This is a genomic window from Heyndrickxia shackletonii, assembly GCF_001420715.1.
Lineage (GTDB): Bacteria > Bacillota > Bacilli > Bacillales > Bacillaceae_C > Margalitia > Margalitia shackletonii.
In genome coordinates, this window is sequence record NZ_LJJC01000004.1 from 1043933 (window position 1) to 1067706 (window position 23774).

Sequence of the window (23774 nt, forward strand, 5' to 3'; positions counted from 1 at the left end):
GCCCGATCATGGAATCCAATCAGCAGAACTGGCATCAACAATAAAAACAAATTTCATGTAAAGCAAATACTTTCTCAAAAGGAGGAGTTCATCCTATGAAGTTAGAACAAAAATTGTCCAACAAAATCGGTATTATTGTGGACAGTCTTCGAATGCCGATTCGGGAAGGTTTAAAGACCGCAAAGGAGCTTGGTGCCGATGGTGTGCAAATCTATGCGGTAAAAGGGGAGATGAGCCCGGAAAATTTGAGTTCTTCCGCTAGAAAAGATTTAAAGAATTATATTGATTCCTTAGGATTAGAAATTTCTGCCCTATGCGGAGATCTCGGTGGACACGGATTTCAAGATGCCCAATTGAACCCAGAAAAGATTGAAAAATCAAAAAGAATCCTGGATCTTGCCGTGGAATTGGGAACAAATATTGTTACGACACATATCGGCATCATCCCTGATGAACCATCTGACCCAATTTACGAAGAAATGCAAAAGGCATGTGATGAGTTGGGAATCTATGCAAAAAGCTTAAATGCTTATTTTGCGATTGAAACAGGTCCGGAGCCATCAGCAAGATTAAAAAGTTTCCTGGATTCCCTCAGCACAAATGGTGTATCAGTGAATTTTGACCCTGCGAATATGGTGATGGTGACAGGTGATGACCCTGCCCAAGGGGTAAAGCTTTTAAAAGACTATATAGTTCATACACATGTAAAAGACGGAGTAAGATATCGTGAAGTCGATCCTCGTGATGTCTACGGTGCACTTGGTTATGGCAGTGGGGTAGATCATGAAAAAATCGCTCAAATGGTAACTGCAGGGGAATACTTCAAGGAGCTTCCACTTGGCCAAGGAAAGGTAGATTTCCCAGCGTATTTTGCCGCATTACAAGAAATCGGTTATGAAGGTTATTTGACGATTGAAAGAGAAGTTGGAACAAATCCGCTTCAGGATATTAGTGATGCGATAAAGTTCATAAAAACATATAAATAAAATAATAGATTAGGAGGAAGAACCATGACAGAAAAGCTAAAAGTAGCGATCATTGGTTGCGGAGGAATCGCAAACGGAAAGCATTTGCCAAGCTTAAGTAAAATCGAACAAGTCGAAATCGTGGCATTCTGTGATATTGAAATCGAAAAGGCAAAAAAAGCTGCTGAAAAATACGGTACAAGTGAGGCGGCGGTATATGGGGACTATAAACAATTATTAAAAGATCCGTCCATTGATGTTGTACATGTTTGTACCCCTAATATCTCCCATGCGGAAATTTCGATTGCGGCCTTAGAAAGCGGGAAGCATGTTATGTGTGAAAAACCAATGGCGAAAACATATGAAGAAGCGAAAGCCATGGTTGAAGCAGCTGAGCGTACAGGCAAGAAGCTGACAATCGGCTACAACAACCGCTACCGTCAAGACAGCCAGTATTTACATAAGGTATGTCAGCGCGGAGATCTTGGGGAAATTTATTATGCCAAGGCACATGCGATTCGCCGTCGTGCAGTCCCAACTTGGGGAGTATTTTTAGATGAAGAAAAACAAGGTGGCGGACCATTGATCGATATTGGTACACATGCTCTCGATTTAACTTTATGGATGATGGATAATTATAAGCCAAAATCTGTGATGGGAACCACTTATCATAAATTAGGGAAAAAGAAAGACGCTGCAAATGCATGGGGACCTTGGAATCCAGAAAAATTCACCGTTGAAGATTCTGCATTCGGTTTTATTACGATGGAAAATGGAGCGACCATCGTCCTGGAGTCAAGCTGGGCATTAAATACGTTGGATGTCGATGAAGCGAAATGCTCGTTAAGCGGAACAGAAGGCGGAGCTGATATGAAAGACGGCTTGCGTATTAATGGTGAGAATTTTGGGAAGCTTTATACGACCAATGTGGAATTAGGCTCAGGTGGTGTAGCCTTTTACGACGGAAAGGCAGAAAATGACTCTGATATGGAAGCACGACTTTGGATTGAAAGCATCCTAAATGATACGGAGCCAGTTGTAAAACCTAGGGAAGCTCTAGTTGTAACGCAAATTTTAGAAGCCATCTATGAATCTGCTAAAACGGGCAAGGCAGTTTATTTTAACTAAAAGTGATCTGTCCCCTCAATTCAATCAAACTAGTTAATATAAGGAGTGGCAAACATGATCAATGTTGCATTATTAAGCAGATGGCATGTCCATGCGGATGACTATGCGAATCAGATTAAAAAAAATGAACAGCTATCGATTCAGCTTGTATGGGATGAAGACGCAGAACGCGGGGAAAAGTGGGCTGCGGAATTAGGTGTGCCTTTTGATGGTAATCTACAATCCGTTTTATCTAATCCTTCCATTGATGCGGTGGTCGTAAATACACCTACCAATCTACATAAGGAAGTTATTTTTGCAGCTGTAAACCACGGAAAGCATGTTTTTACGGAAAAGGTGTTAGCTTTTACAGTAAAAGACTGTGAAGAAATTTTTGCTGCAGTTGAGGAGAACGGAGTTAAACTGATGGTATCCTTACCAAGGTTAACAGAAAGCCCATATCTGTATGCACAAAAGGTAGTGGACGAAGGACTGCTGGGCCAAATTACAACGATTCGCTGCCGCATGGCTCACAATGGTGCAGTTCCTCCTGAAGGAAAGACACAAGGCTGGCTGCCTGCCCGCTTTTTTGATGAGGAACAATGCGGTGGAGGTTCCTTCATTGATCTTGGTGCACACCCGATTTATTTGACCAATCGACTAATGGGACCTGTTAATGCGTTACATGCACGCCTGCAGCAAACCAATCATCATGGAGTGGATGACAATGCCGTCGTTATACTAGAATACAAATCTGGTGCACTGGGCGTGATTGAAACTGGCTTTTTATCCTATGGCAGTCCATTTCAATTAGAGCTGTATGGAACAGAAGGGACTCTTCTAATCGAGGACGAGCAGATTCGCCTCAGAAGCAGCCGTCTTGACCATCATGACTGGGAAAGTCCACAACAAGCAGTACAGCGAATACCAATGCCTATGGACCAATGGGTTGCGGAAATACAAACAGATAAAGCTCCTACTCTTACAAAAGAAGACTTTATTAACTTAACAAAGATAAATGAGGCAGCTGCTTTATCTAATAAAGAAAATCGTCGGATTGTATTGAGTGAAATTCAGTAGTGATAGATATAGAACAGAAAAAAAATGAAACGCTGATTGATATAACACCATCCCCTGGCAGCAGCGAACTGTCAATAAATCGCTTTATTCATATCTGCAAAAAAAGCGGGAGTATCCATTACAACTTAAAAATTACCATAATCGGAGCTAACAATGCTCCTTTTTTCTTTCTAAAGAATAAATCTTTTCCAAGTTGGAAAAGGGACCTGTCACCCCCGTCCCAAAATAAGGGATGACATTTATACCTAAATGCGGGATGATATAGAATATGAGAGTGGGAATTTATTGAAACAAAGATAAGGTGATTTTCTATGAAAATATTACTTGTGGAAGATGATAAAACGATTGCCTCCGGATTGGAATATTCGCTTCAGCATGATCATTTTTCTACCGAACTGTGCTATGATGCTGAATCGGCAAAAAAGGTAATAGCGAAACGTTTAGATGAATTTGATCTATGTTTGTTTGATGTCTCTTTGCCGGATGGGAGCGGCTATGAGTTATGCACATTAGTAAAAAAGCAGACAGATATTCCGGTTATTTTTCTGACCGCTATTGATGATGAAGTGAATGTGGTTATGGGGCTTGACATGGGTGCTGATGACTACATCACCAAACCATTTCGAATCCGCGAACTGATTTCCAGGATTAAAACGGTTTTAAGAAGGTATCAAAAGTATACTTCTACCAAATCTTTCATTGAAATAAACGACATTCAGGTCCATACCCTTGAAGGAAAAGTCTATAAAAATGGGCAGGAGATTTTATTGACCGCATTAGAATATCGTCTTTTATTGATTTTTGCCAACCATATTGGACAAGTCCTCTCAAGAAACCAGCTTTTAGAGCAAATTTGGGATGTTGCGGGGGATTTTGTGAATGACAATACGTTAACGGTGTATATAAAGAGGTTGAGGGAAAAGTTAGAGGATAATCCGCAAAATCCGCAAATTATTAAAACAGTGCGTGGTTTAGGCTATAAGGTTGGTGATTGAATTGCTGAGAAACAAAGAGGTGCAAGCCCACCTTTTAACAATGTGTGTGATTAGCCTAGTGGCTATTGCAGCTGCGGCATTTTTCTCCGTCGCTGCCACCTTGCTAATTACCATCGTATCTATATTACTGATTAGTATCAGCCTGTTATTTACCAAAAAGCGATATCGTGAAATCGAGAAGCTTTCCGGATATTTGCGGCAAATTCACAGTGGGGATTATACCCTTGATGTTCGTGATAATGTCGAGGGAGAGCTTAGTATTTTAAAAAATGAGATTTATAAAGTGACTATCATGTTATCGGAGCAAAGAGTGCTTCTGCAAAAGGATAAAATCCAATTGACGAATGCGATTTCCGATATCTCCCATCAACTGAAAACTCCGCTTACCTCGATGATGATGATGTCCGATTTATTAAGTACCCCCGATCTTCCGGCTGAAAAAAGAATGGAATTCACAAGAAATCTTCGTAATCAGTTAGAACGATTAGAATGGCTCGTTTCTTCGTTATTGAAACTCTCCAAAATTGATGCAGGTACAACCCAATTTAAAAACGAACCCATATTGGTGGAAAAGCTAGTACAAAAAGCGCTGGAGAATTTGCTGATTCCAATAGAGATTAAGGATCAAACCGTATCCATAAGTTGCGAGAAGTCTATAACTATTTTAGGGGATTTTCATTGGACGGCCGAAGCCTTGATCAATATTTTAAAAAACTGTGTGGAGCACACACCTGTAGGGGGAACAATCACCATTTCCTGCAACGATAATGTCCTGTTTACAGAAATCAGTATCACTGATACTGGAATCGGCATCGCGAAAGAAGACTTGCCCAATATTTTCAAACGATTTTATAAAGGGAAAAATGCGAGCAAAGAAAGTGTCGGAATCGGATTGGCGATGGCCCATCGCATTATTACGAGTCAAAATGGAGATATCGAGGTGAAGAGTAAAAAAGGGGAAGGGACGAGCTTTAGAATAAAGTTTTATAAGCAAGTCATTTAAAGGTTGACTGATTCATATAAATTGAAGCTTTTAATACTAGATTAGAGTTAAGCATCTTTTCTTAAACAAGATAACGGTTATTAAGGCTATAAGATTCTTTATTTCAAATACCTTAAGTGACTAAACTGTCATTTTCCAGTCACTGCAAAGTCATAAAAGGCAGATAGAATAGACCTTAGAAAATACTTGGAGGTTTTTTACATGGAAATTCTAAAAATAGAACATCTGTCTAAACAATATGGCAAAGGTGAAACGGCAGTGAAGGCGCTCGATGATGTATCTTTTTCCGTAAAAAAGGGCGAATTTGTCGCCATAATAGGCCCTTCTGGCTCCGGCAAATCCACGCTTCTGCATCTGCTTGGCGGTGTCGACCGTCCAACCAGCGGAAAAGTTTTCGTTGACAATACGGACATATATAACCTGAATGAAACACAATTAGCCATTTTTAGACGCAGGCAAATCGGGTTAATCTATCAGTTTTACAATCTTATCCCTGTCTTAACAGTCGAAGAGAATATCACTCTGCCTCTTTTGCTTGACGGGCATAAGGTGGATAAAAAACAATTTGATGATATTGTGAAGCTACTTAATCTGGAGAATCGCTTAAACCATTTGCCGAACCAACTATCAGGCGGACAGCAGCAAAGGGTTTCAATCGGCAGAGCATTAATTAGCAATCCAGCAATTATGCTCGCAGACGAGCCAACTGGGAACCTTGATAGCAAGAACAGCAAGGAAATCATTGACTTATTAAAAATGTTTAATAAAACATTAAATCAGACGTTACTTGTTATTACACACGATGAAGGAATCGCGCTTCAGGCGGATCGCGTCATTAGCATTGAAGATGGAAAGATTGCTAAGGATGAGGTGATTCGTCCGTGAACATTGTTAACAAACTCACAGTAAGACATATGAAATTAAATAAGCGGCGAACCCTTGTGACCATTATTGGAGTTATCATTTCTGTTGCGATGATTACGGCGGTTGCAACCTTATTTGTTTCCTTTACAGATTTAATGAAGAGGCAGGAAATGAAGGACAATGGGGAATGGCATGTTTTATATAAGGATGTAAATAAGAAACAACTCGAAGCCATTGAAAAAGATGACGCAACGAAAAAGGTTGTATTAACACGAGACGCGGGATATGCCCCTTTAAAAGGCGGGCAAAACAAAAGTAAGCCTTATTTATTTATAAAACAATATAATGCCCAAGGCTTTAAACAGTTTCCGATTGAATTGGAAAAAGGAAGGTTGCCAAAGGCAGCGAACGAGGTAGTTCTCTCTGATCGGATATCCACAGATGGAAAAGTGAATTTTAATATTGGCGATTCTATCACCCTGGATATCGGGGAGCGGGAAATGAAATTACCTGGTCAACCGATCAAGAAATTTGGACAAAACGATCCATTACAAATAGAGAATGAAAAATTAACCGAAACTTTTAAAAAGCTGACTACTAAAACATATACTGTTGTTGGTTTTATAAAACTTCCGAAATGGGAACCAACATGGGCACCAGGATATACGGTTATTGGTTATATTGATAAAAGCATGATCGGAGCATCCAATAAAGCTGATGCTGCTGTTGTATTAAAAAAGGTGAATGGATCTTTATATTCACATGCCAAGGCTCTTGCCAAGAAAGAAAATATTAAATCCGTAAAGTTTAATAATGAATTATTGCGTTATTATGGAGTAACAAGTGACCCTGGCCTAAAACGCACCCTATTTTCATTAACTGCGGTTATTATGGGGGTCATCATCATTGGCTCTGTTTCCCTCATCTATAATGCCTTTGCCATCTCTGTTTCCGAGCGTTCTCGTCATTTGGGTATGCTTTCCAGTGTTGGAGCGACCAGACGACAAAAGCAAAACTCTGTATTTTTTGAAGGGTTTATCATTGGCTTGATTAGTATTCCGCTTGGAATTATTTTTGGACTTGCCGGGATTGGAGTTACTTTTCTCTTTATTAATTCGGTCATTCAAGATGCACTGGGGTTAGATGTGAATTGGAGGTTGACGGTTACACCATACTCGATTTTAATAGCGTGCGTTGTTTCAATAGTAACTATTTTCATTTCAACATATCTCCCTGCTAGAAAAGCATCGAAGATTTCTGCGATCGATGCGATTCGGCAAACAACCGATATTAAACTCACGAGTAAAAAAGTAAAAACATCTAAGTTTGTTCGCAAAGTTTTTGGCTTTGAAGCAGAGGTTGGATTGAAAAATTTAAAAAGAAATAAACGAAGATATCAGGCGACCGTTTTTTCACTCGTTATTAGTATTGTACTGTTTTTAGCCGTTTCCTTTTTTAATGCCAATTTAAAAAAATCATTGGTTCTTTCACAGGAAAATATAAATTTTGATATTCAAGTTTCTGTAAATGGTAAAATGACGAAAGCGGATGAAGAATTGTTCAAGTCCATTGCGCAGCTTGGGGATGTAACGGATACTAGCGAAATGAGGAGTATCGAGGGTATTGCATGGATCCATAAAGATTCGATCGCGAAAGAACTAAAGACAAAAGACTATCAAGATCAAATGAAGAATGGGAAATATCCTTATAATATAATGGTGTATGAAATAGATGAGCAACATTTAAAGGCATATGCAAAATCAATTGGTGCCGACTATGCGCAGTTGATTAATCCGAAACGTGTATCTGGTATTGTGATTGACACTATTTCATATCAGGATATGCAAGCAAAAAAATATGTAGAAACGAAAGCTATTCATGCCAAAGTCGGCCAAAGTATTGATCTAAGCCTTATGGATCCTAATACGGAAAAAACGGAGAGATTTGGAGAAGTAACCTTTGCGGCATTGACTGATCAATTGCCGATGGGAGTATCTTCAAGTGGGCTAGGAAACTTAAATATCATTGTTTCCAAACAGGGCATGAATCAATTGCTTAAAAAATATACATCAGATGGTATTAGTTCTTTACTTTACTTAAAAAGTAAGGATCCTATCAAAACACAAGAAGCAATTGAAAAAATAAAACCTAGCAATATGTATGTTTACAATGTATTTCGAGGAAGGCAGCAGGAAGAACAGATGATGCTGTTAATGTCGGTATTCACGTACGGATTTATCGCACTCATGACTGCGATATCGGTGGCAAATATTTTAAATACGATTACCACTTCCATCTCGCTCAGAAAACGCGAATTTGCAATGTTGAAATCGATCGGCATGACGCCAAAAGGCTTTAATAAGATGATTCATTATGAAAGCATTTTTTATGGTATAAAGTCATTGCTGTACGGTCTTCCTGTTAGCATTGTTGTCATGTATTTGATCTATCGATCCCTAATGAACAGTTTCAGCTTTGGATTTTCCCTTCCATGGTTGGAAATTGTCTATGCTATCCTTGCCGTATTCATCATCGTCAGCATCGCCATGCTTTACTCCAGCTCCAAAGTAAAAAAAGAAAATATTATCGACTCGCTAAAGCAAGAAAGCATCTAGGTTACGAGGATTTAGTGAAAAATGTATGTAAAACCATCTCAAAAATATATATGTTTTGGGGTGGTTTTTTGTATGAAAAACATTGTATTCTTCTTTATAATAATCCATTAATTCTTGAAGTTAAACATGGTTTCCAAGGGTCTACATAATTCTAAAAATTGAAAATTTATCTTTCCACGCAAATAAGTTTAATGCTATAATACTATCAACTGGTAATGACATCATTATAATTTTTTTGAAAGGGAGGGTAATGAATTAAATTGTAAGCACTTTCAATCGTAAATGGTAATGACATCGCTATAACAGTCTGTATGGAGAATTGTACTCGAGGGGGATTTAAAATGAAGAAATGTTTTCTGTTCATTGCTATGCTGACGTTGGTTTTTGTAATAGCTGGTTGTTCAGGACAAACAGCTTCTTCCAAGGATGGAAAAGTCGTTATTCGCTATGGTCTTTGGGATAAAAAGCAAGTGCCCGCTATTGAGCAAATCATCAAAAAGTTTAATGAAACAAATCCAAATATTGAAGTAAAAATAGAACTCACTCCGTATGCACAATACTTTCAGAAACTTGAAACGGCAGCCACTGGCGGAGCATTGCCGGATGTTCTATGGATGAACGGTCCTCACATTACTCAATATGCGGAAGGGAACGTTCTTTTGCCATTAGATGATTTGATTAAAAAGGATCATTATAATATGGGAAATTATCCGGATTCGTTAGTAAGCTTATATACGGTGGATAACAAGAAATTTGGAATTCCGAAAGATTTTGATACAACCGGGTTATGGTATAACAAAAAGCTTTTTGACGAAGCTGGTGTCTCTTATCCTGATGATACTTGGGATTGGAATACATTAAAGGAAGCAGCAAAGAAATTAACCAATAAGGATAAAGGCATTTGGGGATTCGGTGCTTTAATGGGAAATCAAGGCGGATATTATGATTTAATTTGGCAGAATGGCGGCTATATCATTTCGGATGATGGTAAATCCGTGGGATTTTCACAACCTGAAGCCATTGAAGCACTTAAATACAATATCAGCTTTATTAAAGAAGGCTTATCTCCTACAGCTGCACAAATGACAGAAACAGCTCCATCAGACATGTTTCTTTCTGGAAAAATCGCCATGTTATTTGATGGCCCATGGATGGTTCCAGAATATAAAAAGAATAAGGATTTAGATGTAGCAGTAATGCCAAAAGGAAAAGAAAGAGCAGTTAGTATACATGGATTAGCAAACGTTATTGCTAAAAATACGAAGCATCAGAAGGAAGCATGGAAGTTTGTGAAATTTTTAGGTTCAAAGGAAGCAGCGGATATATTTGCGAATACAGGCACTGTTATTCCTGCTTATAACGGCACACAAGATGCTTGGATTAAATCGGTTAGCAATCTTCATCTTCAAGCATTCATTGACGGTGTACAATACTCTCATCCATTACCAAGTGTGAAAAATACAGGTGCTTTATGGGACGAAGAAACGAAAGTGCTTAAAAAAGCTTGGAGCGGCGAGGAAAGCGTTGAAGATGCGACGAAGGAATTAACAACAGAAGGTAATAAGATACTTGATAAAAATTAGTCAATATTAGAGGAAGGGTAATGCCCTTCCTCACATAATAGGAGGAGGGCTGGCATGAGTGAGCTCCCAATAGCAATGGAAACGCAAAACAAAATGAAGACCAAAAAATATTATAAAACAAAAAAGCGATCAGATTATCTATGGGCATATTTAATGATAGCTCCAACCATGATTGGTCTATTAATCTTTTATTTTTGGCCAATTATTCAAACCATTTATTATAGCTTTACAGAATGGGGAGCTTTTGGAACCCATGAATGGATAGGAACAAAAAATTATTCAGAAATGTTGTCGGATCCCGATCTGGGGAAAGCTTTTAAAAACACACTTATTTATATCCTTTTAACCGTTCCGATTGGTGTTTTTCTATCCATCATTGTGGCGGTTTTACTTAATCAAAAAATAAAAGGAAGATCGGTTTATCGGACATTATATTTCCTTCCTGTTATTACAATGCCGGCTGCGATTGCAATGGTGTGGAAATGGCTTTACAATACAGACTTTGGCTTAATTAATTACATTCTCTCATGGTTTCATCTTAAGGGACCAAGCTGGATTACAAATCCCCATATTGCCTTATACTCGGTAATCATTGTGGCAATATGGAGCGGCATCGGATACAATATGGTCATTTTTCTTTCAGGTCTGCAAGGTATTTCTAAAACCTATTATGAAGCTGCCAAAATCGATGGGGCAGGCCCAGTCACTACCTTTTTTAAAATTACCTTGCCGCTTTTATCACCTATTATTTTCTTTGTTACGATTATGTCGTTAATTAGTGCATTTCAAGTATTCGATTTGATTTTTATGATGATTCCAAATACTAGCGTAGCAATCGAAAGTACACAATCTATCGTCTACTTATTTTATCAACATGCGTTTGTGTTAAATGATAAAGGTTATGCAGCGGCTATTGCAGTTGTATTGTTATTCATTATTTTAATCGTTACCGTAATACAAATGATTTTACAGAAAAAATGGGTGCACTATGAATAAAGGAGGAAAAGACCTTGGAAAAAACGATGAAAGGTAAACATCTATGGATACATCTTGTTTTAATCATAGGTGCAGTCATAATGGTCATTCCATTTATATGGATGATTTTGACTTCATTGAAGACATATGCAGAATCCGTTCAAGTTCCGCCTAAGATTTTTCCAAAAGTGTTTCAATGGCACAACTATAAAGAGGTTTTTGATTTACTGCCATTTTTTAAGTTTATGCTTAATACATTTATTGTTACTGTGATTCGAACTATTGGACAATTATTTCTATGTTCCATTGCAGCTTATGCGTTTGCTCGTATTTCTTTTCCGGGTAGAAATGTTCTTTTTATCCTTGTTTTATCTGTTTTGATGGTCCCAAGCCAAGTATTTTTACTGCCTCAATATATGATTATGGTGAAGTTGAATTGGTTAAACACGTTGCAGGCTGTCATTGTCCCAGGTCTCTTTAGTGCCTTTGGAACGTTTTTACTTCGTCAGTTTTTTATGGGATTGCCAAAAGAATTGGAGGAAGCGGCCAGACTTGATGGTTGCAATCATTTTCAAATTTACTGGAAGATTATGCTGCCTCTTGCGAAACCAGGTCTGATTGCACTTGGAATATTTACAGCTTTATGGTCATGGAATGAGTTAATGTGGCCACTTATTGTAAACAGTTCCTCGGAAAAGATGACACTTTCTGTAGGACTTTCATCCTTACAAGGACAATATGTCACCAATTATCCAATTTTAATGGCAGGTTCATTTTTAGCTATTTTGCCGATGCTTATATTATTTATGTTCTTACAAAAGAGATTTATCGAAGGAATAGCCATCACTGGAGGCAAGTAATAGAAAATGGGAAAAAGTTTGTAGCTCTTCATCGAATAATCACGGGAAGACTTGTTGGATAAAGAAAAGCTATGTGCTGCAGTATTAATCTGTTCACCAGATCAAGAAATGATTAACCTATCATAAAGAATTTTTAAAAAAACCTATGTCACTGAATCCGCAAGGGACAATCGAGATTAACTGGGAAAACGGTGAACTTTGCCGAATATGTTGGGCAGCTGACTAAGGAAACAAAAGAAGTTGGTTAAAGATGAGCATATTGGGGTGAGATTTTTTTGATTTTTTCGTACAATATGGATAATGATAGGATTTTTAAAGGAGAAAAGTATGATTGAAAAAGATAATCGTCTGCCCCTATATTATCAACTGATGGATATAATTCAAGGGAAAATTGAGCGTGGTGAACTGAAGGAAAACGACCGCCTTCCTTCTGAGCGGGAGTTATGTGAAATGTATCAAGTAAGTCGGACAACTGTTCGCCAAACAATGCAGGAATTAGAAAAAGAAGGATTCATTTATAAAGAGCATGGAAAAGGAAGTTTTGTAGCTCCAAAAGTGATCAATCAAAGTCTTGTGAAATTTTATAGTTTTACAGAAGAGATGAAAAAAGTAGGGAAAATACCATCCTCTGTCGTTGTTGATTTTCAATTAGTACCTTGCGATGCTAAAGCCGCTAAGGTCTTAAATATTCCTGTTGAAGATCATGTGTATAAAATTATCAGGCTGCGCCTTGCTGATGATGAGCCGATGATGTACGAAACTTCCTATCTTCCCTTAGTAAGGTTTCCGAATCTAAGGAAGGAAGACCTTGAAAATATCCCAATGTATAACTTATTTCGTGAAAAATATAATGTAGTCATAACAAAAGCAAATGAAAGCTTTAAAGCGGTTATGGCAACAAAAGAGGAGGCTGCAAAACTAAAAATAGATACGAAAGAACCTAGTCTATTAATCAGACGAGTGACTTATGAAGGTAATTCGGTTATTGAATACACCATTTCCATTGCAAGAGGAGATAAATTTACTTATTCTGTCGAGTTGAAGTAGAGTGAAATCTGCTTCTTTTTTTATTTGCAATGAAAAATAGATATAAGAAAATAACATTTCCAATTATTTATTATCAATAAGGAAAAATCAAAATTGTATAAAAATAACCTTGTATTTAGGATGAACATGTTTTATTGTTATTTCGAATAGCTAAATAATTTACAAATGGGGATGATGACATGGAAGCCGCACAACTTGTACATGTTCACAGAGGGAAAATGCTAGAAAGCGTACATAAGGGACATATTGCTGTTGTTGATTCAGACGGCAATCTTCTTTATCAGGCAGGAAATCCGCAACAAATGGTATATGCTCGTTCGTCCATGAAGCCGGTTCAGGCTATTCCGTTGATCGAAACGGGAGCGGCAGATTTTTACCATTTTGACGATGCAGATATTGCATTGTGCTGTGCATCACATAATGCCGAAAAGCAGCATACGAATCGGGTGCTATCTATTCTTAGTAGGATTGGGCTTGATGTAAAAGATTTGCAATGCGGTACCCATAATCCAAGGTGGGAAGAGGTTTACGAAGAACTCATTAGAGAGGGAAAGCCTGTTACAGCCTTATTCAACAACTGTTCTGGAAAACATAGCGGAATGTTGACAACCGCTCAACATATGAATGAAACGGTCGACGATTATTATAAGCTGGATCATCCTGTTCAACAAAGAATTTTAGAAGCCATTAGTAGTTTAGCAGAGTTTCCAAAGGAAAAAATAGAAATCGGCATCGATGGCTGTGGAGTTCCTGTTCATGGGATGCCTCTTGATAAATTAGCGTATTGCTATGCCCGGATGGCCAATCCAACAGGACTAAGCAATGAAAGAACAACCGCAGTTAAAAGAATCGCCCAAGCAATGATGAATGCACCGGAAATGGTTGGCGGAACCAATCGTTTTTGCACTGATTTCATGAGAGTTGCGCAAGGACGGGCATTTGGGAAGGCTGGGGCAGAAGCAGTTTATTGTATCGGGGATATAGAAACTGGTATCGGAATCGCGATTAAAGTAGAGGACGGAAATGGCAGAGGCACGGAGCCTGTAGCAGTTGAGGTATTAAAACAATTGAATCTATTAACGGATGAGCAGCTGGAGCAACTGAAAGGTTATCATTATCCACAGTTAAAAAATTGCCGTCAAGAAACGATTGGGCAATTATCACCTGTTTTTCAATTAGAGTCTGCAAAAAAACATATTCAATAGGTTCACAGAAAAATGCAAAGAACATTTCTTTGCATTTTTTGCAACATAATTCTTCCTATTAAACAATTAAGAATAAATTAAAAGAAGAAAGGATGGAACCATTATGAAAGTAATCGTTATTGGCGCAGGAATTGCAGGGGCAAGCACCGCATACCACTTATCCAAAAAAGGGGCAGAAGTGATTGTCGTCGACCAATTTCATGAAGGACAGGCAACAGCGGCAGGAGCCGGAATCGTTTGTCCTTGGGTTACCAGCTTGGAGGATGAGGATTGGTTTCGACTTGCGAAAGCAGGAGCATGCTATTATCCTTCCCTAGTTGAACAGCTAAAAGAAGATGGAGAAACCAATTTAGGATATCGATTGGTAGGTGCGCTGGCTGTTAGTGAGGATGAAGAAAAACTGGATTATGTCGAGCAAAGAGGAACTAAATGCCGAGCGGAAATCCCAGAGGTAGGAGAAATACGTCGTTTATCAGCTGAAGAAGCCCGTAAATTATTCCCTCCATTAAAAGAAGGATTAAAAGCCGTTTATGTGGAAGGAGCAGCGAGAGTAGACGGCAGATTGTTAAGGGATGCTTTGAAAAGAGGAGCCGAAAAGCATGGGGCAACCTTTTATACAGGAAAAGCAAGTTTGGAAATGGTAAATAGTATTGTCACAGGTGTGCGAATAAATGAAGAATTTATAGCGGCAGATGCAGTAGTGGTTGCTGCCGGGGCATGGGCACGGGAATTATTAGCTCCGCATGGAATAGATTTAAAGGTAGAGCCACAGCGCGGGCAAATTGTTCACCTACAAGTACCGGAGCAAGATACTTCCAATTGGCCGGTCATTCTTCCACAAAGCAGCCATTATCTTGTTTCGTTCGATGACTCGAGGGTCGTAGTAGGGGCTACTAGGGAAACAGGTGCCGGATTCGATTATCGGGTAACGGCAGCAGGTTTACAAGAAGTATTGGATGAAGCATTGAAAGTAGCACCCGGACTCGCTGGCAGTACTATGCATGAAGTAAGAATTGGGTTCAGGCCAGCTGGACCTGATATTTTACCTTTGTTAGGGCCTGTTCCATCCATTCAAGGTTTAATCATTGCGAATGGACTCGGGGCTTCCGGCTTAACGATGGGACCATATTTAGGATCTTTGGCAGCACGCTTAGCAATGGGGGAAGAAGTTGAATTGGATATTACTCCGTATGTACCATTAAGGTTTGCTTTACCAGTAGAATAGTTTCGTCCTTTTTGGTAGAGTAATTTGGTGAAAAAATTGTATTAAGAAGGTTTTAGTATGGAAAAAAATAAGTGGATTCCATTCCTTGTCACATTCGTCATTTCTTTCATTGGCGGAGCAGTTTTTCTTCTCATTCATATGCCGATTCCATGGCTGCTTGGCCCAATGGTGGCTGTTTTCCTAGCTGCTCGAATCGGGAAGATGAAGCTATACTGGCCAGTTCAATTAAGGAATAGCGGATTGATTATCGTTGGTTATACCATTGGGCTTTCTTTTACGAATCCAGCCCTCATTCAAATCGTGCACCAGCTTCCATCTATGTTGTTGATGACGGTATTAACGATAGCTATTAGTGCACTATTTGCTATTTTGATTTCAAAGCTGACTGGAGTTGAATATCCTACTATTTTAACAGGGAGCATCCCTGGAGGCTTGTCACAGATGATTACACTTGGGGAGGAAATCAAAGGCCTAGATTTAACGGTTGTGACGTTTTTACAAGTGACACGGTTAATGATGATTATTTTTATCGTGCCTTTGCTGATTACTAGTCCTTTGTTTGCAGTTGGGGATTTGCATGCTGTAAGCAGTAAAATTTCCGCCGAATGGAGCAATCTATTCCCCGCTATTATCATTTTCGCTGTAGGAAGTGTTGTTTTTGCTTTGCTAGGAAAAAAGGCAAAGCTGCCAACTCCTTACTTGCTTGGTCCTATTATTGGTACTGCAATTATTAATCTAGGGGTTGTGCATGGTCCCAGCTTGCCGGCAACCCTTACGAATCTTTCGCAATTTCTAATGGGGGGATATATCGGACTTTTAATGAAACCAGACCAATTAAAAAATAAAGGAAAGATCATAACGTTTTCACTGATTAGCGGATTTATTTTAATCTTGACTTCATTCGGGCTGTCTTTTCTATTAGTCACCCTTCATCATGTCACCAATATAACTTCTTTTTTAAGTGTTGCGCCAGGAGGCATGGATCAAATGGGAATTATCGCACATGCCGTCCATGCGGATCTTTCCATCGTGACCGGGTACCAGTTATTTCGGATCTTTTTTATCTTCTTTATTGTGCCGCCCTTATTGAAATGGTACTTTAAGCGGCATTATCGGAAAAGAAAACAATATAATTAAGAAACTAATCGCTAAAAGGAATAATCCAAAAAAAAACATGAGAACGCAATTCTTGCTATTATCATGTTTTTTTTCTATGTCCGCAGCCATTTCACGCATCACAATTGCGTATCAACGTTGAGTTTTATGCTCCTTTATTAAAAATATTTTTACTACAGACAAATTTTGAGGTTATTCACATATTAATTTTAGTATAAAGGGAGTAATAAATAGCAATTATATTAGGGATTCAACAAAAATTTTTTATTTCATTCGTTCTTAATAACGAACATCGGAGAGGGGATTAATATGAGAACACTATTATTCTATTTAGCATTCCTTAACTTAATGGATGCATTATTGACTTTCTTTGGTTTGCATTTTTCATACATCACAGAATCAAATCCTCTCATGAATAGCCTTTATGATACTAATCCCGTTTTATTTCTTTGCTTAAAAATTACTCTTTCCATTCTATTAATGTTGTTTTGTACAAAAAATAGACTATTAAGATCGGGAATACTAAAAAAAATAACTGTTTTTGCAACGATCCTGTACACTTTTGTATTTCTGCTCCATGGTTATTGGTTATATAGTTATTTTTTATAGTTTTTGCTGGGAGTGTGTCTGACACTACTCGTGGACAATTCTAAATAATATTTCCGGCAATCAGAAAAATTGCTATCTTACTTTAATCTTGCTATTATTTAGATGTGAAATAATTAGACATCTAAATGAATTTCCAGAAATGAGGAATGTATATGAGATTAGCAAACAAGGTAGCAATTATTACTGGTGGAGCTTCTGGTATGGGAGAACGCATGGTGCAGCTTTTTAGCCAAGAAGGTGCGCAAGTCATTGCAGCAGACATCAATGAACTGGGCCTTGAAAAGGTTAGCAAACTGCCAAAAGTGACGGGAATGAAGCTGAATGTATCCTCCGAAGAAGATTGGTCTAATTTGTTAAAAGAAGTAAAAGAACGTTTCGGAAAAATGGATATCTTAGTCAATAATGCAGGGATTTCTTCCGAAAAGCCTTTAGAGGAGACAACATTTGATGATTGGAATAAAATGATGACTATTAATGGTTTTGGACCATTCCTTGGCTTGAAGCATGTATTTCCATATATGAAGGAACAGGGGAGTGGATCTATTGTGAACATTTCCTCTTATACAGCACAAATAGGTCAGGGCTTAAACCCTTACACAGCTTCAAAAGGTGCCGTTCGTGCTTTTTCAAAAGCAGCAGCTGTGCACTTTGGTTCTTATGGAATTCGAGTAAATACTTTGTTTCCAGGAATTATCGAAACACCTATGACTCAGGCACTGCAAGAATCTAAAGAATTACTTAAGCAATTAGAAGCAGGTATTCCGCTTAAACGAATTGGAAAGCCTGAGGATGTTGCAAATGCGGCATTATTCCTGGCATCCGACGAAGCATCCTTTATCACTGGGGCAGAGCTAGTCATTGATGGCGGATTTTCTGCACAGTAATAATCGTGACATTTCCCCTTCTTGATAAGGGGATTTTCTTTTTTATGTTACTATAATACAAAGATAATTAGAAAGTAGGAAAAGCATGGATCAGAATCAAACCATTTTTGAGCTTATTCATAAAATGGAACAAATCACGAATAACATGATTATTCAATGGAATCAAATGTTTCATGAAAACCTTGGAATATCACATATTCTGGTGCTAAGTCATTTACATAAAAATGGCCGAAGCCGACCTTCCGACATCGCGAAAGGCTTAGGTCTAACACCGCCGACATTAACCCACCTTTCAGAAAAACTGATTAAAAAGGGGCTTGTGGTGCGGGAAAGGAATGAAGTGGATAGACGAGCATTATATCTTAAAATTACAGACGATGGCTGCGACATCTTATCTTCCGCTCAAGAAAAAGGGCTGCAATTACGTATGCAGTTATTTGAAAAGCTAGATAGGGAAGAGCTTAATCAATTGTTGAATATCTATAGTAAATTAAATGGTTGAGGATTAGTTAAAACTAACCAAAAAACAGAGATTACTATTAAAGGGAAAGAGGGCAGCAACGGCCTTCTTTTTTTTGTCACTGTACACTGCACACGAACAAAATCCCAGAATGTCCACGAGTAGTGCCTGACACCACATCAATACTACAAAAATGATGTAAAAAGATAGTAAATAAGTGTTAAAATTATGGTAGTTTTTGTCGAAATATTAGATAAGAATATTTTTTGTTAACAAATCTGGCTTCTAGTATATATTAGGTGGATTTTTTTTGAATATAACTATTTTTGATTTTGCTATAGGAATGGAGTACGAGTAAATGTTAAAGGAACAGACCAGGTATTCTCGCCTCGCGAATTTAACAAAGCTGATCAATACAAAGCTCGAATTGCGTCAAGTGCTGGAGCATGTGGTCACCGCCATATCCGAAGAAATTGTTCAATGTGATTCTGTCGGTATTTATTTGCCTCAGGAGGAGGGAACATTCAGAGGGTATATTGGGAAACCGGAAGTGATAAACGGAATGACACTCGACATGCATGTCATTGATTTGGAAAAGGATTTACTCGCAAAGGAAGTCATTGAAACCAAAAAAACAATCTACATTCCAGATACATCAGTGGATAATAGGCCGAATCCGCTGGCAGTTGAAGGCTTTCAAATCAAATCATTATTAGGACTTCCGATTTCGTATGAAAATGAATTATATGGCCTTGTTTTTTTATTTGACTATGGCATCCCAATGAACTTAACAGAGTCAGAGATTCAAACGGTTGAGGCATATGTAAATATGGCGGCTGTTGCCATCCAAAATGCAAACAATATAACGTTTAAGGAAAATTTGATTGCAGAGAAACAGCTGTTGCTTGATGTAACGCGGGACTTATCGATGTGTTCCTCTTTGCAGGAAGCGCTGGATAAATGCTTCTCCTATGTCGGAAGGGTCCTTAATAATTATAATATTGGTGTTCACATACTAGATCCAATTGCCGAGAAAAGAATGAAACCAGCAAAATTAAGCAAGGATAGTGACTGGACCCAAGAAGACTGGATGATGGCGCATAGTAAGATCAAAATCGATCAAAATAATGACCCGGTATTTCAGGAAGTAATCAGAACCAAGAAGGCCCTTCTTATTCCAGATGTATTTGCGGATGATAGGCCGAATCATGATCTTTGCAGAGAGTTCGGAATGAAAGGGCTATTTATGCTCCCGATGGTTTCCATGGGAGAGGTATTAGGTGCTATTGCCGTTGTTAATTTAGAGGAAAAGGGACGTATTTATCCAGAAGCTGCAATTAGGATGGCGCAATCCATTGTGGACGCAACTGCCTCCACATTATCAAACCTCCTGTATATGGAAAAACAAGAGGTTATTATAGAAGAAAGAACGATGGAGATTACCGAAAAAAACAAGGAACTAAATAGAGTAGTAATGGAGCTGCAGCAGCTTAGCCGCGAAAATGAGTTAATCCTGAATTCCGCTGGTGAAGGTATATTTGGCTTAGATTTAGAGGGAAACATTACCTTCTGTAATCCTGCAGGTGAATCTTTGCTTGGCTATCATAAAAAAGGCGAGCTTATTGGAAAGCCGTCCAAGATTATTTTTAATAGAAAAGCTTCTAATAGAATGCCGTTTGATTCAAGTTCCAAGAAAGACCATTACTATACGAATGAAACGTTTATTCGAAAAGACCAATCCACCTTTCCGGTTGAATACATCATAGCTTCTATTAAAGAAGGGGAAGAAACCGTTGGATATGTTGTGACGTTCAAGGATATTACGGAAAGAAAGCAGATGGAGGAAAAAATTCGCTATCATGCCTACTTTGATATTGTCACAGATTTACCAAATAGGGTTCTATTAAACGACAGGCTTAATCAAGGGTTAACGTATGCCGGAATACATAATGAAAAAGCAGCGGTTCTGTATCTTGATTTAGACCGGTTTAAGTACATTAACGATACGATGGGGCATAGCTACGGGGATGTTTTATTGCGGGAAGTTGCCAAACGGCTAAGCGCTTGTATACCAAAAAGTGCAACGGTGTCACGCCAAGGTGGAGATGAATTTACTATCTTTTTACCTAATATAAAAGGAAAAAATGATGTCATGAAAGTGGTAAATCCGGTTATTGATTCTTTTTCGAAGCCTTTTTCGCTTAAGAATAATGAAGTTTATATGAAGACGAGTATAGGAATAAGCCTGTTCCCGGAAAACGGAGAAACAGCTGAAATACTTATCAAAAATGCAGATACAGCAATGTACAAGGCAAAAGAAATTTCCGGAAATAGCTATCATTTTTATAGTACTGGCATGAATTCAAGAACATTTGAAAATGTCGAACTTGAAAGTGCACTATATAAAGCATTGGATCAAGAAGAGCTTGTTGTTTACTACCAGCCTCAAATCAACTATCTGACCAAAAAAATCGTAGGGGTAGAAGCATTACTGAGATGGAATCACCCTGTAAAAGGATTGATACCGCCGGATAAATTTATCCCGATTGCAGAGGATACAGGCCTAATCATTCCTATTGGGGAATGGGTTCTGAAAGAGGCATGCAGCCAATTGAAAAAATGGCAGGAGCAAGGAGCTGCGGATATTAGTATGTCGGTTAATTTATCGGTTCGTCAGTTTGAACAAAATAATTTATTCGAAATGATTAAAAATACGTTAGAGGACGTCGGTCTGTCACCGGAATTTTTACATTTAGAACTTACGGAAAACCATATAGTGAAAAATACCGAAAAGACGGTAGAAACCATCAAACAATTAAAGGAAATCGGAATTAATATTGCCATTGATGATTTTGGCACCGGCTATTCTTCCTTAGGGTATTTGAAGGACTTGCCTATTAATACATTAAAAATTGATAAATCCTTTATCCAAGATATGACATGGGATAATGACAATGCAGCGATAACGAATACCATTATTACCTTGGCGCAAAACTTGAATTTAAATGTTATTGCTGAAGGTGTTGAAACAAAGGAGCATGCAGAATTTCTTACCGCCAGAAACTGCTATTTGATGCAAGGATATTTCTTCAGCCGTCCTATGCTGCCAGAAGATATTGCAAGCACCTTCTTGAAAAATAGCAGTTATCATATAAAGCTTTGATCAATATTATTGTGACGGTCATTATGGTTTTTGTTGCGTATACGTCTATTAAACAATAGCCAAATATAAAAAGAATAGGTGGGATATTTGATGAAAGCAGCACGTGCAGTACTTGAATTTTTAAAAGGGGCAGGGGTGAAACATATTTTTGGGATTCCGGCAGGCTCTGTTAATGCAATATTCGATGAGCTTACCGAAATACCGGAAATTACCCCTATCGTAACGAAGCATGAAGGGGCTGCCTCCTATATGGCAGCAGCGTATGCAAAATATACAAATCAATTGAGTGTATGTGTTGGATGCAGCGGTCCTGGAGGAACAAACCTTGTAACTGGTGCAGCAAATGCGATGCGGGAACATTTACCTGTATTATTTTTAACCGGTGCCGTTCCCGTGAACACAATTGGGTTAAATGCTTCACAAGAATTAGATGCCGAACCAATCTTTCGTCCAGTCACCAAATATAGCACTAGAGTGGACCAATCCAAGGATTTGCTTAAGGAAATTGTAAAAGCTGTTGAAATTGCGGTATCTGGAGTACCAGGTCCTGTTCATATTGCTATGCCGATTGATATTCAACACGAAGAAGTAGAATTACAAACTATTCCAGTTCCTCCGAAAAGAAAACCGATTGTTCCGAAACTAGAAATTATTAAGGAAGCAGCAGCTCAATTAGTAAAAAGGAAAAATGGTTATATCTTAGCCGGCCAAGGGGTTCGAAATTCTGTAGACCAGCTTTTGGAACTGGCGGAAATTCTGCAATGGCCAGTGATGGTTACACCTCAAGCAAAAGGTTATGTCAGGGAGAATCATCCACTTTTTGCCGGAGTTTTTGGTTTTGCCGGTCATGAATCAGCGTCCCAATTAATAAATGAAGGGGATGGACAGGCTTTATTGATTGTTGGTTCAAGCTTAGGAGAAACAGCAACCAATAATTATAACGGTAATATTACGAAAAATCGCTTTACCGTTCAAATGGATTTTGATGAAACCGTATTTAATCGAAAATATAAGATTGATATTCCCGTGTTGGGAGATATCAATTTAAGTCTTGCCTTTTTAATAGAGGAATTAAGGGAACTGGGGATTCATAAATCAAGTATGGAGATTGTTAAGAAGAATAAAGAAATAACTGGGGATAAAAATGAATATAACACGAAAAATGTCTTGTTAAATCTCCAAAAGTTTATGCCTGCATCTACCCGATATACAGTTGATATCGGCGAATTTATGTCCTATGTTATTCAATACATGAAAGTGCTGGATTCTGATTCATATAATATCAATGTACATTTCGGGGCAATGGGAAGCGGAATTGGTTCTGCTATCGGTTCTAAACTTGCCGAACCGGAGCGCCCAGTCGTGTGTATAACTGGTGATGGCTGTTTCTTCATGCATGGAATGGAAATATTAACTGCGAAAGAATACAATTTACCAATCTTATTTGTTGTCATGAACAATGCGCGCTTAGGAATGGTCTACCATGGACATGCCCTGCAATTTCAGCGCACACATCCATCCTTTGAACAAGAAGGCATCAATATTGCCGCGATGGCTGCTGCCATGAATATTCCAAGTTATCGTGTGAATGAATTGGCGGATTTAAAGGAAGATGTCATTCAATCCTTAATGGAGGGAAATGGACCGGCTGTTTTAGAGATTGCATTAGTGGATAATAATATTCCGCCAATGGGAGATCGTGTGAAATTTCTATCTTCATTTGGGAAATAGAAGCATATAGGGACGGGCTGAATTGGCCAAGTAAGTTAAAAAAACGGGTGAGTGGGGAGAAAAAGCCTCGCTCACCCTACTTTTAAGGGATAAGAAAGTATAAAATTTTTCAACATCTAAATAATTTAACAAGTTTAATCTTGTCTAGCGTAAGCAGATATCGGCTAGCGGATTTCTCCGTCTCCTCCCTACGATAAGTCAACATCAGTTCGTGAACTACCTCACTGTGTTTCCTTTATCTCGAGCCTGCGACTACGAAATCCGTACGCCGATGAGCAAGGCGCTTG

At 38.4% G+C, this 23774-nt stretch carries 19 protein-coding genes; all 19 read left to right on the plus strand.

All coding sequences use genetic code 11. The annotated features are described in order from the left end of the window. The first annotated feature begins 95 nt into the window (after positions 1-95). The 19 genes from AN964_RS04985 (at position 96) to AN964_RS05075 (ending at position 23487) form a co-directional block, all read left to right on the plus strand. Complete coding sequence (locus tag AN964_RS04985) at positions 96-986, plus strand: sugar phosphate isomerase/epimerase family protein (protein ID WP_055738643.1); 891 nt, start codon at positions 96-98, stop codon at positions 984-986. A gap of 24 nt (positions 987-1010) precedes the next feature. Beyond that, positions 1011-2093, plus strand: coding sequence for a Gfo/Idh/MocA family protein (locus AN964_RS04990; protein WP_055738644.1), 1083 nt, complete (start codon positions 1011-1013; stop codon positions 2091-2093). 54 nt (positions 2094-2147) lie between these two features. Continuing rightward, positions 2148-3152 (plus strand): Gfo/Idh/MocA family protein, encoded by a 1005-nt coding sequence (locus AN964_RS04995; protein WP_055738645.1) that lies wholly within the window; start codon positions 2148-2150, stop codon positions 3150-3152. 311 nt (positions 3153-3463) lie between these two features. Beyond that, positions 3464-4147 carry a response regulator transcription factor gene (locus AN964_RS05000; protein ID WP_055738646.1) on the plus strand — a complete coding sequence of 228 codons (684 nt, stop codon included), beginning with the start codon at positions 3464-3466 and terminating at the stop codon, positions 4145-4147. A gap of 1 nt (position 4148) precedes the next feature. Next, entirely contained in the window at positions 4149-5150 is a 1002-nt protein-coding gene (locus tag AN964_RS05005; protein ID WP_055738647.1) for a sensor histidine kinase, read from the plus strand. 201 nt (positions 5151-5351) lie between these two features. Then, on the plus strand, positions 5352-6035 hold the full coding sequence (locus AN964_RS05010) for an ABC transporter ATP-binding protein (protein ID WP_055738648.1): 684 nt from the start codon (positions 5352-5354) through the stop codon (positions 6033-6035). Next, positions 6032-8629: an ABC transporter permease gene (locus AN964_RS05015; RefSeq protein ID WP_055738649.1), complete on the plus strand. Its 2598-nt coding sequence runs from the start codon at positions 6032-6034 to the stop codon at positions 8627-8629. Before AN964_RS05010 ends, AN964_RS05015 begins: the two co-directional genes overlap by 4 nt. Positions 8630-8970: 341 nt before the next feature. Next, positions 8971-10212, plus strand: coding sequence for an ABC transporter substrate-binding protein (locus AN964_RS05020; RefSeq protein WP_055738650.1), 1242 nt, complete (start codon positions 8971-8973; stop codon positions 10210-10212). Between the two features lie 54 nt (positions 10213-10266). Further along, complete coding sequence (locus AN964_RS05025; protein WP_083489225.1) at positions 10267-11208, plus strand: carbohydrate ABC transporter permease; 942 nt, start codon at positions 10267-10269, stop codon at positions 11206-11208. A gap of 26 nt (positions 11209-11234) precedes the next feature. After that, the gene (locus AN964_RS05030) at positions 11235-12047 is read left to right on the plus strand and encodes a carbohydrate ABC transporter permease (protein WP_055741144.1); all 813 of its coding nucleotides are present in this window, start codon (positions 11235-11237) and stop codon (positions 12045-12047) included. Positions 12048-12374: 327 nt separating this feature from the next. After that, complete coding sequence (locus AN964_RS05035; RefSeq protein ID WP_083489226.1) at positions 12375-13094, plus strand: GntR family transcriptional regulator; 720 nt, start codon at positions 12375-12377, stop codon at positions 13092-13094. A gap of 179 nt (positions 13095-13273) precedes the next feature. Further along, positions 13274-14299, plus strand: coding sequence for an asparaginase (locus AN964_RS05040; RefSeq protein ID WP_055738652.1), 1026 nt, complete (start codon positions 13274-13276; stop codon positions 14297-14299). A gap of 103 nt (positions 14300-14402) precedes the next feature. Beyond that, entirely contained in the window at positions 14403-15524 is a 1122-nt protein-coding gene (locus AN964_RS05045) for an NAD(P)/FAD-dependent oxidoreductase (protein ID WP_055738653.1), read from the plus strand. A gap of 57 nt (positions 15525-15581) precedes the next feature. Next, entirely contained in the window at positions 15582-16661 is a 1080-nt protein-coding gene (locus AN964_RS05050; protein WP_055738654.1) for an AbrB family transcriptional regulator, read from the plus strand. A 288-nt stretch (positions 16662-16949) separates the two neighbouring features. After that, the gene (locus AN964_RS27455; protein WP_055738655.1) at positions 16950-17249 is read left to right on the plus strand and encodes a DUF5658 family protein; all 300 of its coding nucleotides are present in this window, start codon (positions 16950-16952) and stop codon (positions 17247-17249) included. A 152-nt stretch (positions 17250-17401) separates the two neighbouring features. Then, the gene (locus AN964_RS05060) at positions 17402-18133 is read left to right on the plus strand and encodes an SDR family NAD(P)-dependent oxidoreductase (RefSeq protein ID WP_055738656.1); all 732 of its coding nucleotides are present in this window, start codon (positions 17402-17404) and stop codon (positions 18131-18133) included. An 85-nt stretch (positions 18134-18218) separates the two neighbouring features. Beyond that, positions 18219-18635: a MarR family winged helix-turn-helix transcriptional regulator gene (locus AN964_RS05065; protein WP_055738657.1), complete on the plus strand. Its 417-nt coding sequence runs from the start codon at positions 18219-18221 to the stop codon at positions 18633-18635. A 316-nt stretch (positions 18636-18951) separates the two neighbouring features. After that, positions 18952-21756, plus strand: a complete 2805-nt coding sequence (locus AN964_RS05070; protein WP_055738658.1) for a sensor domain-containing phosphodiesterase — start codon at positions 18952-18954, stop codon at positions 21754-21756. Positions 21757-21846: 90 nt separating this feature from the next. Then, the gene (locus AN964_RS05075; RefSeq protein WP_055738659.1) at positions 21847-23487 is read left to right on the plus strand and encodes a thiamine pyrophosphate-binding protein; all 1641 of its coding nucleotides are present in this window, start codon (positions 21847-21849) and stop codon (positions 23485-23487) included. Positions 23488-23774 lie beyond the last annotated feature (287 nt).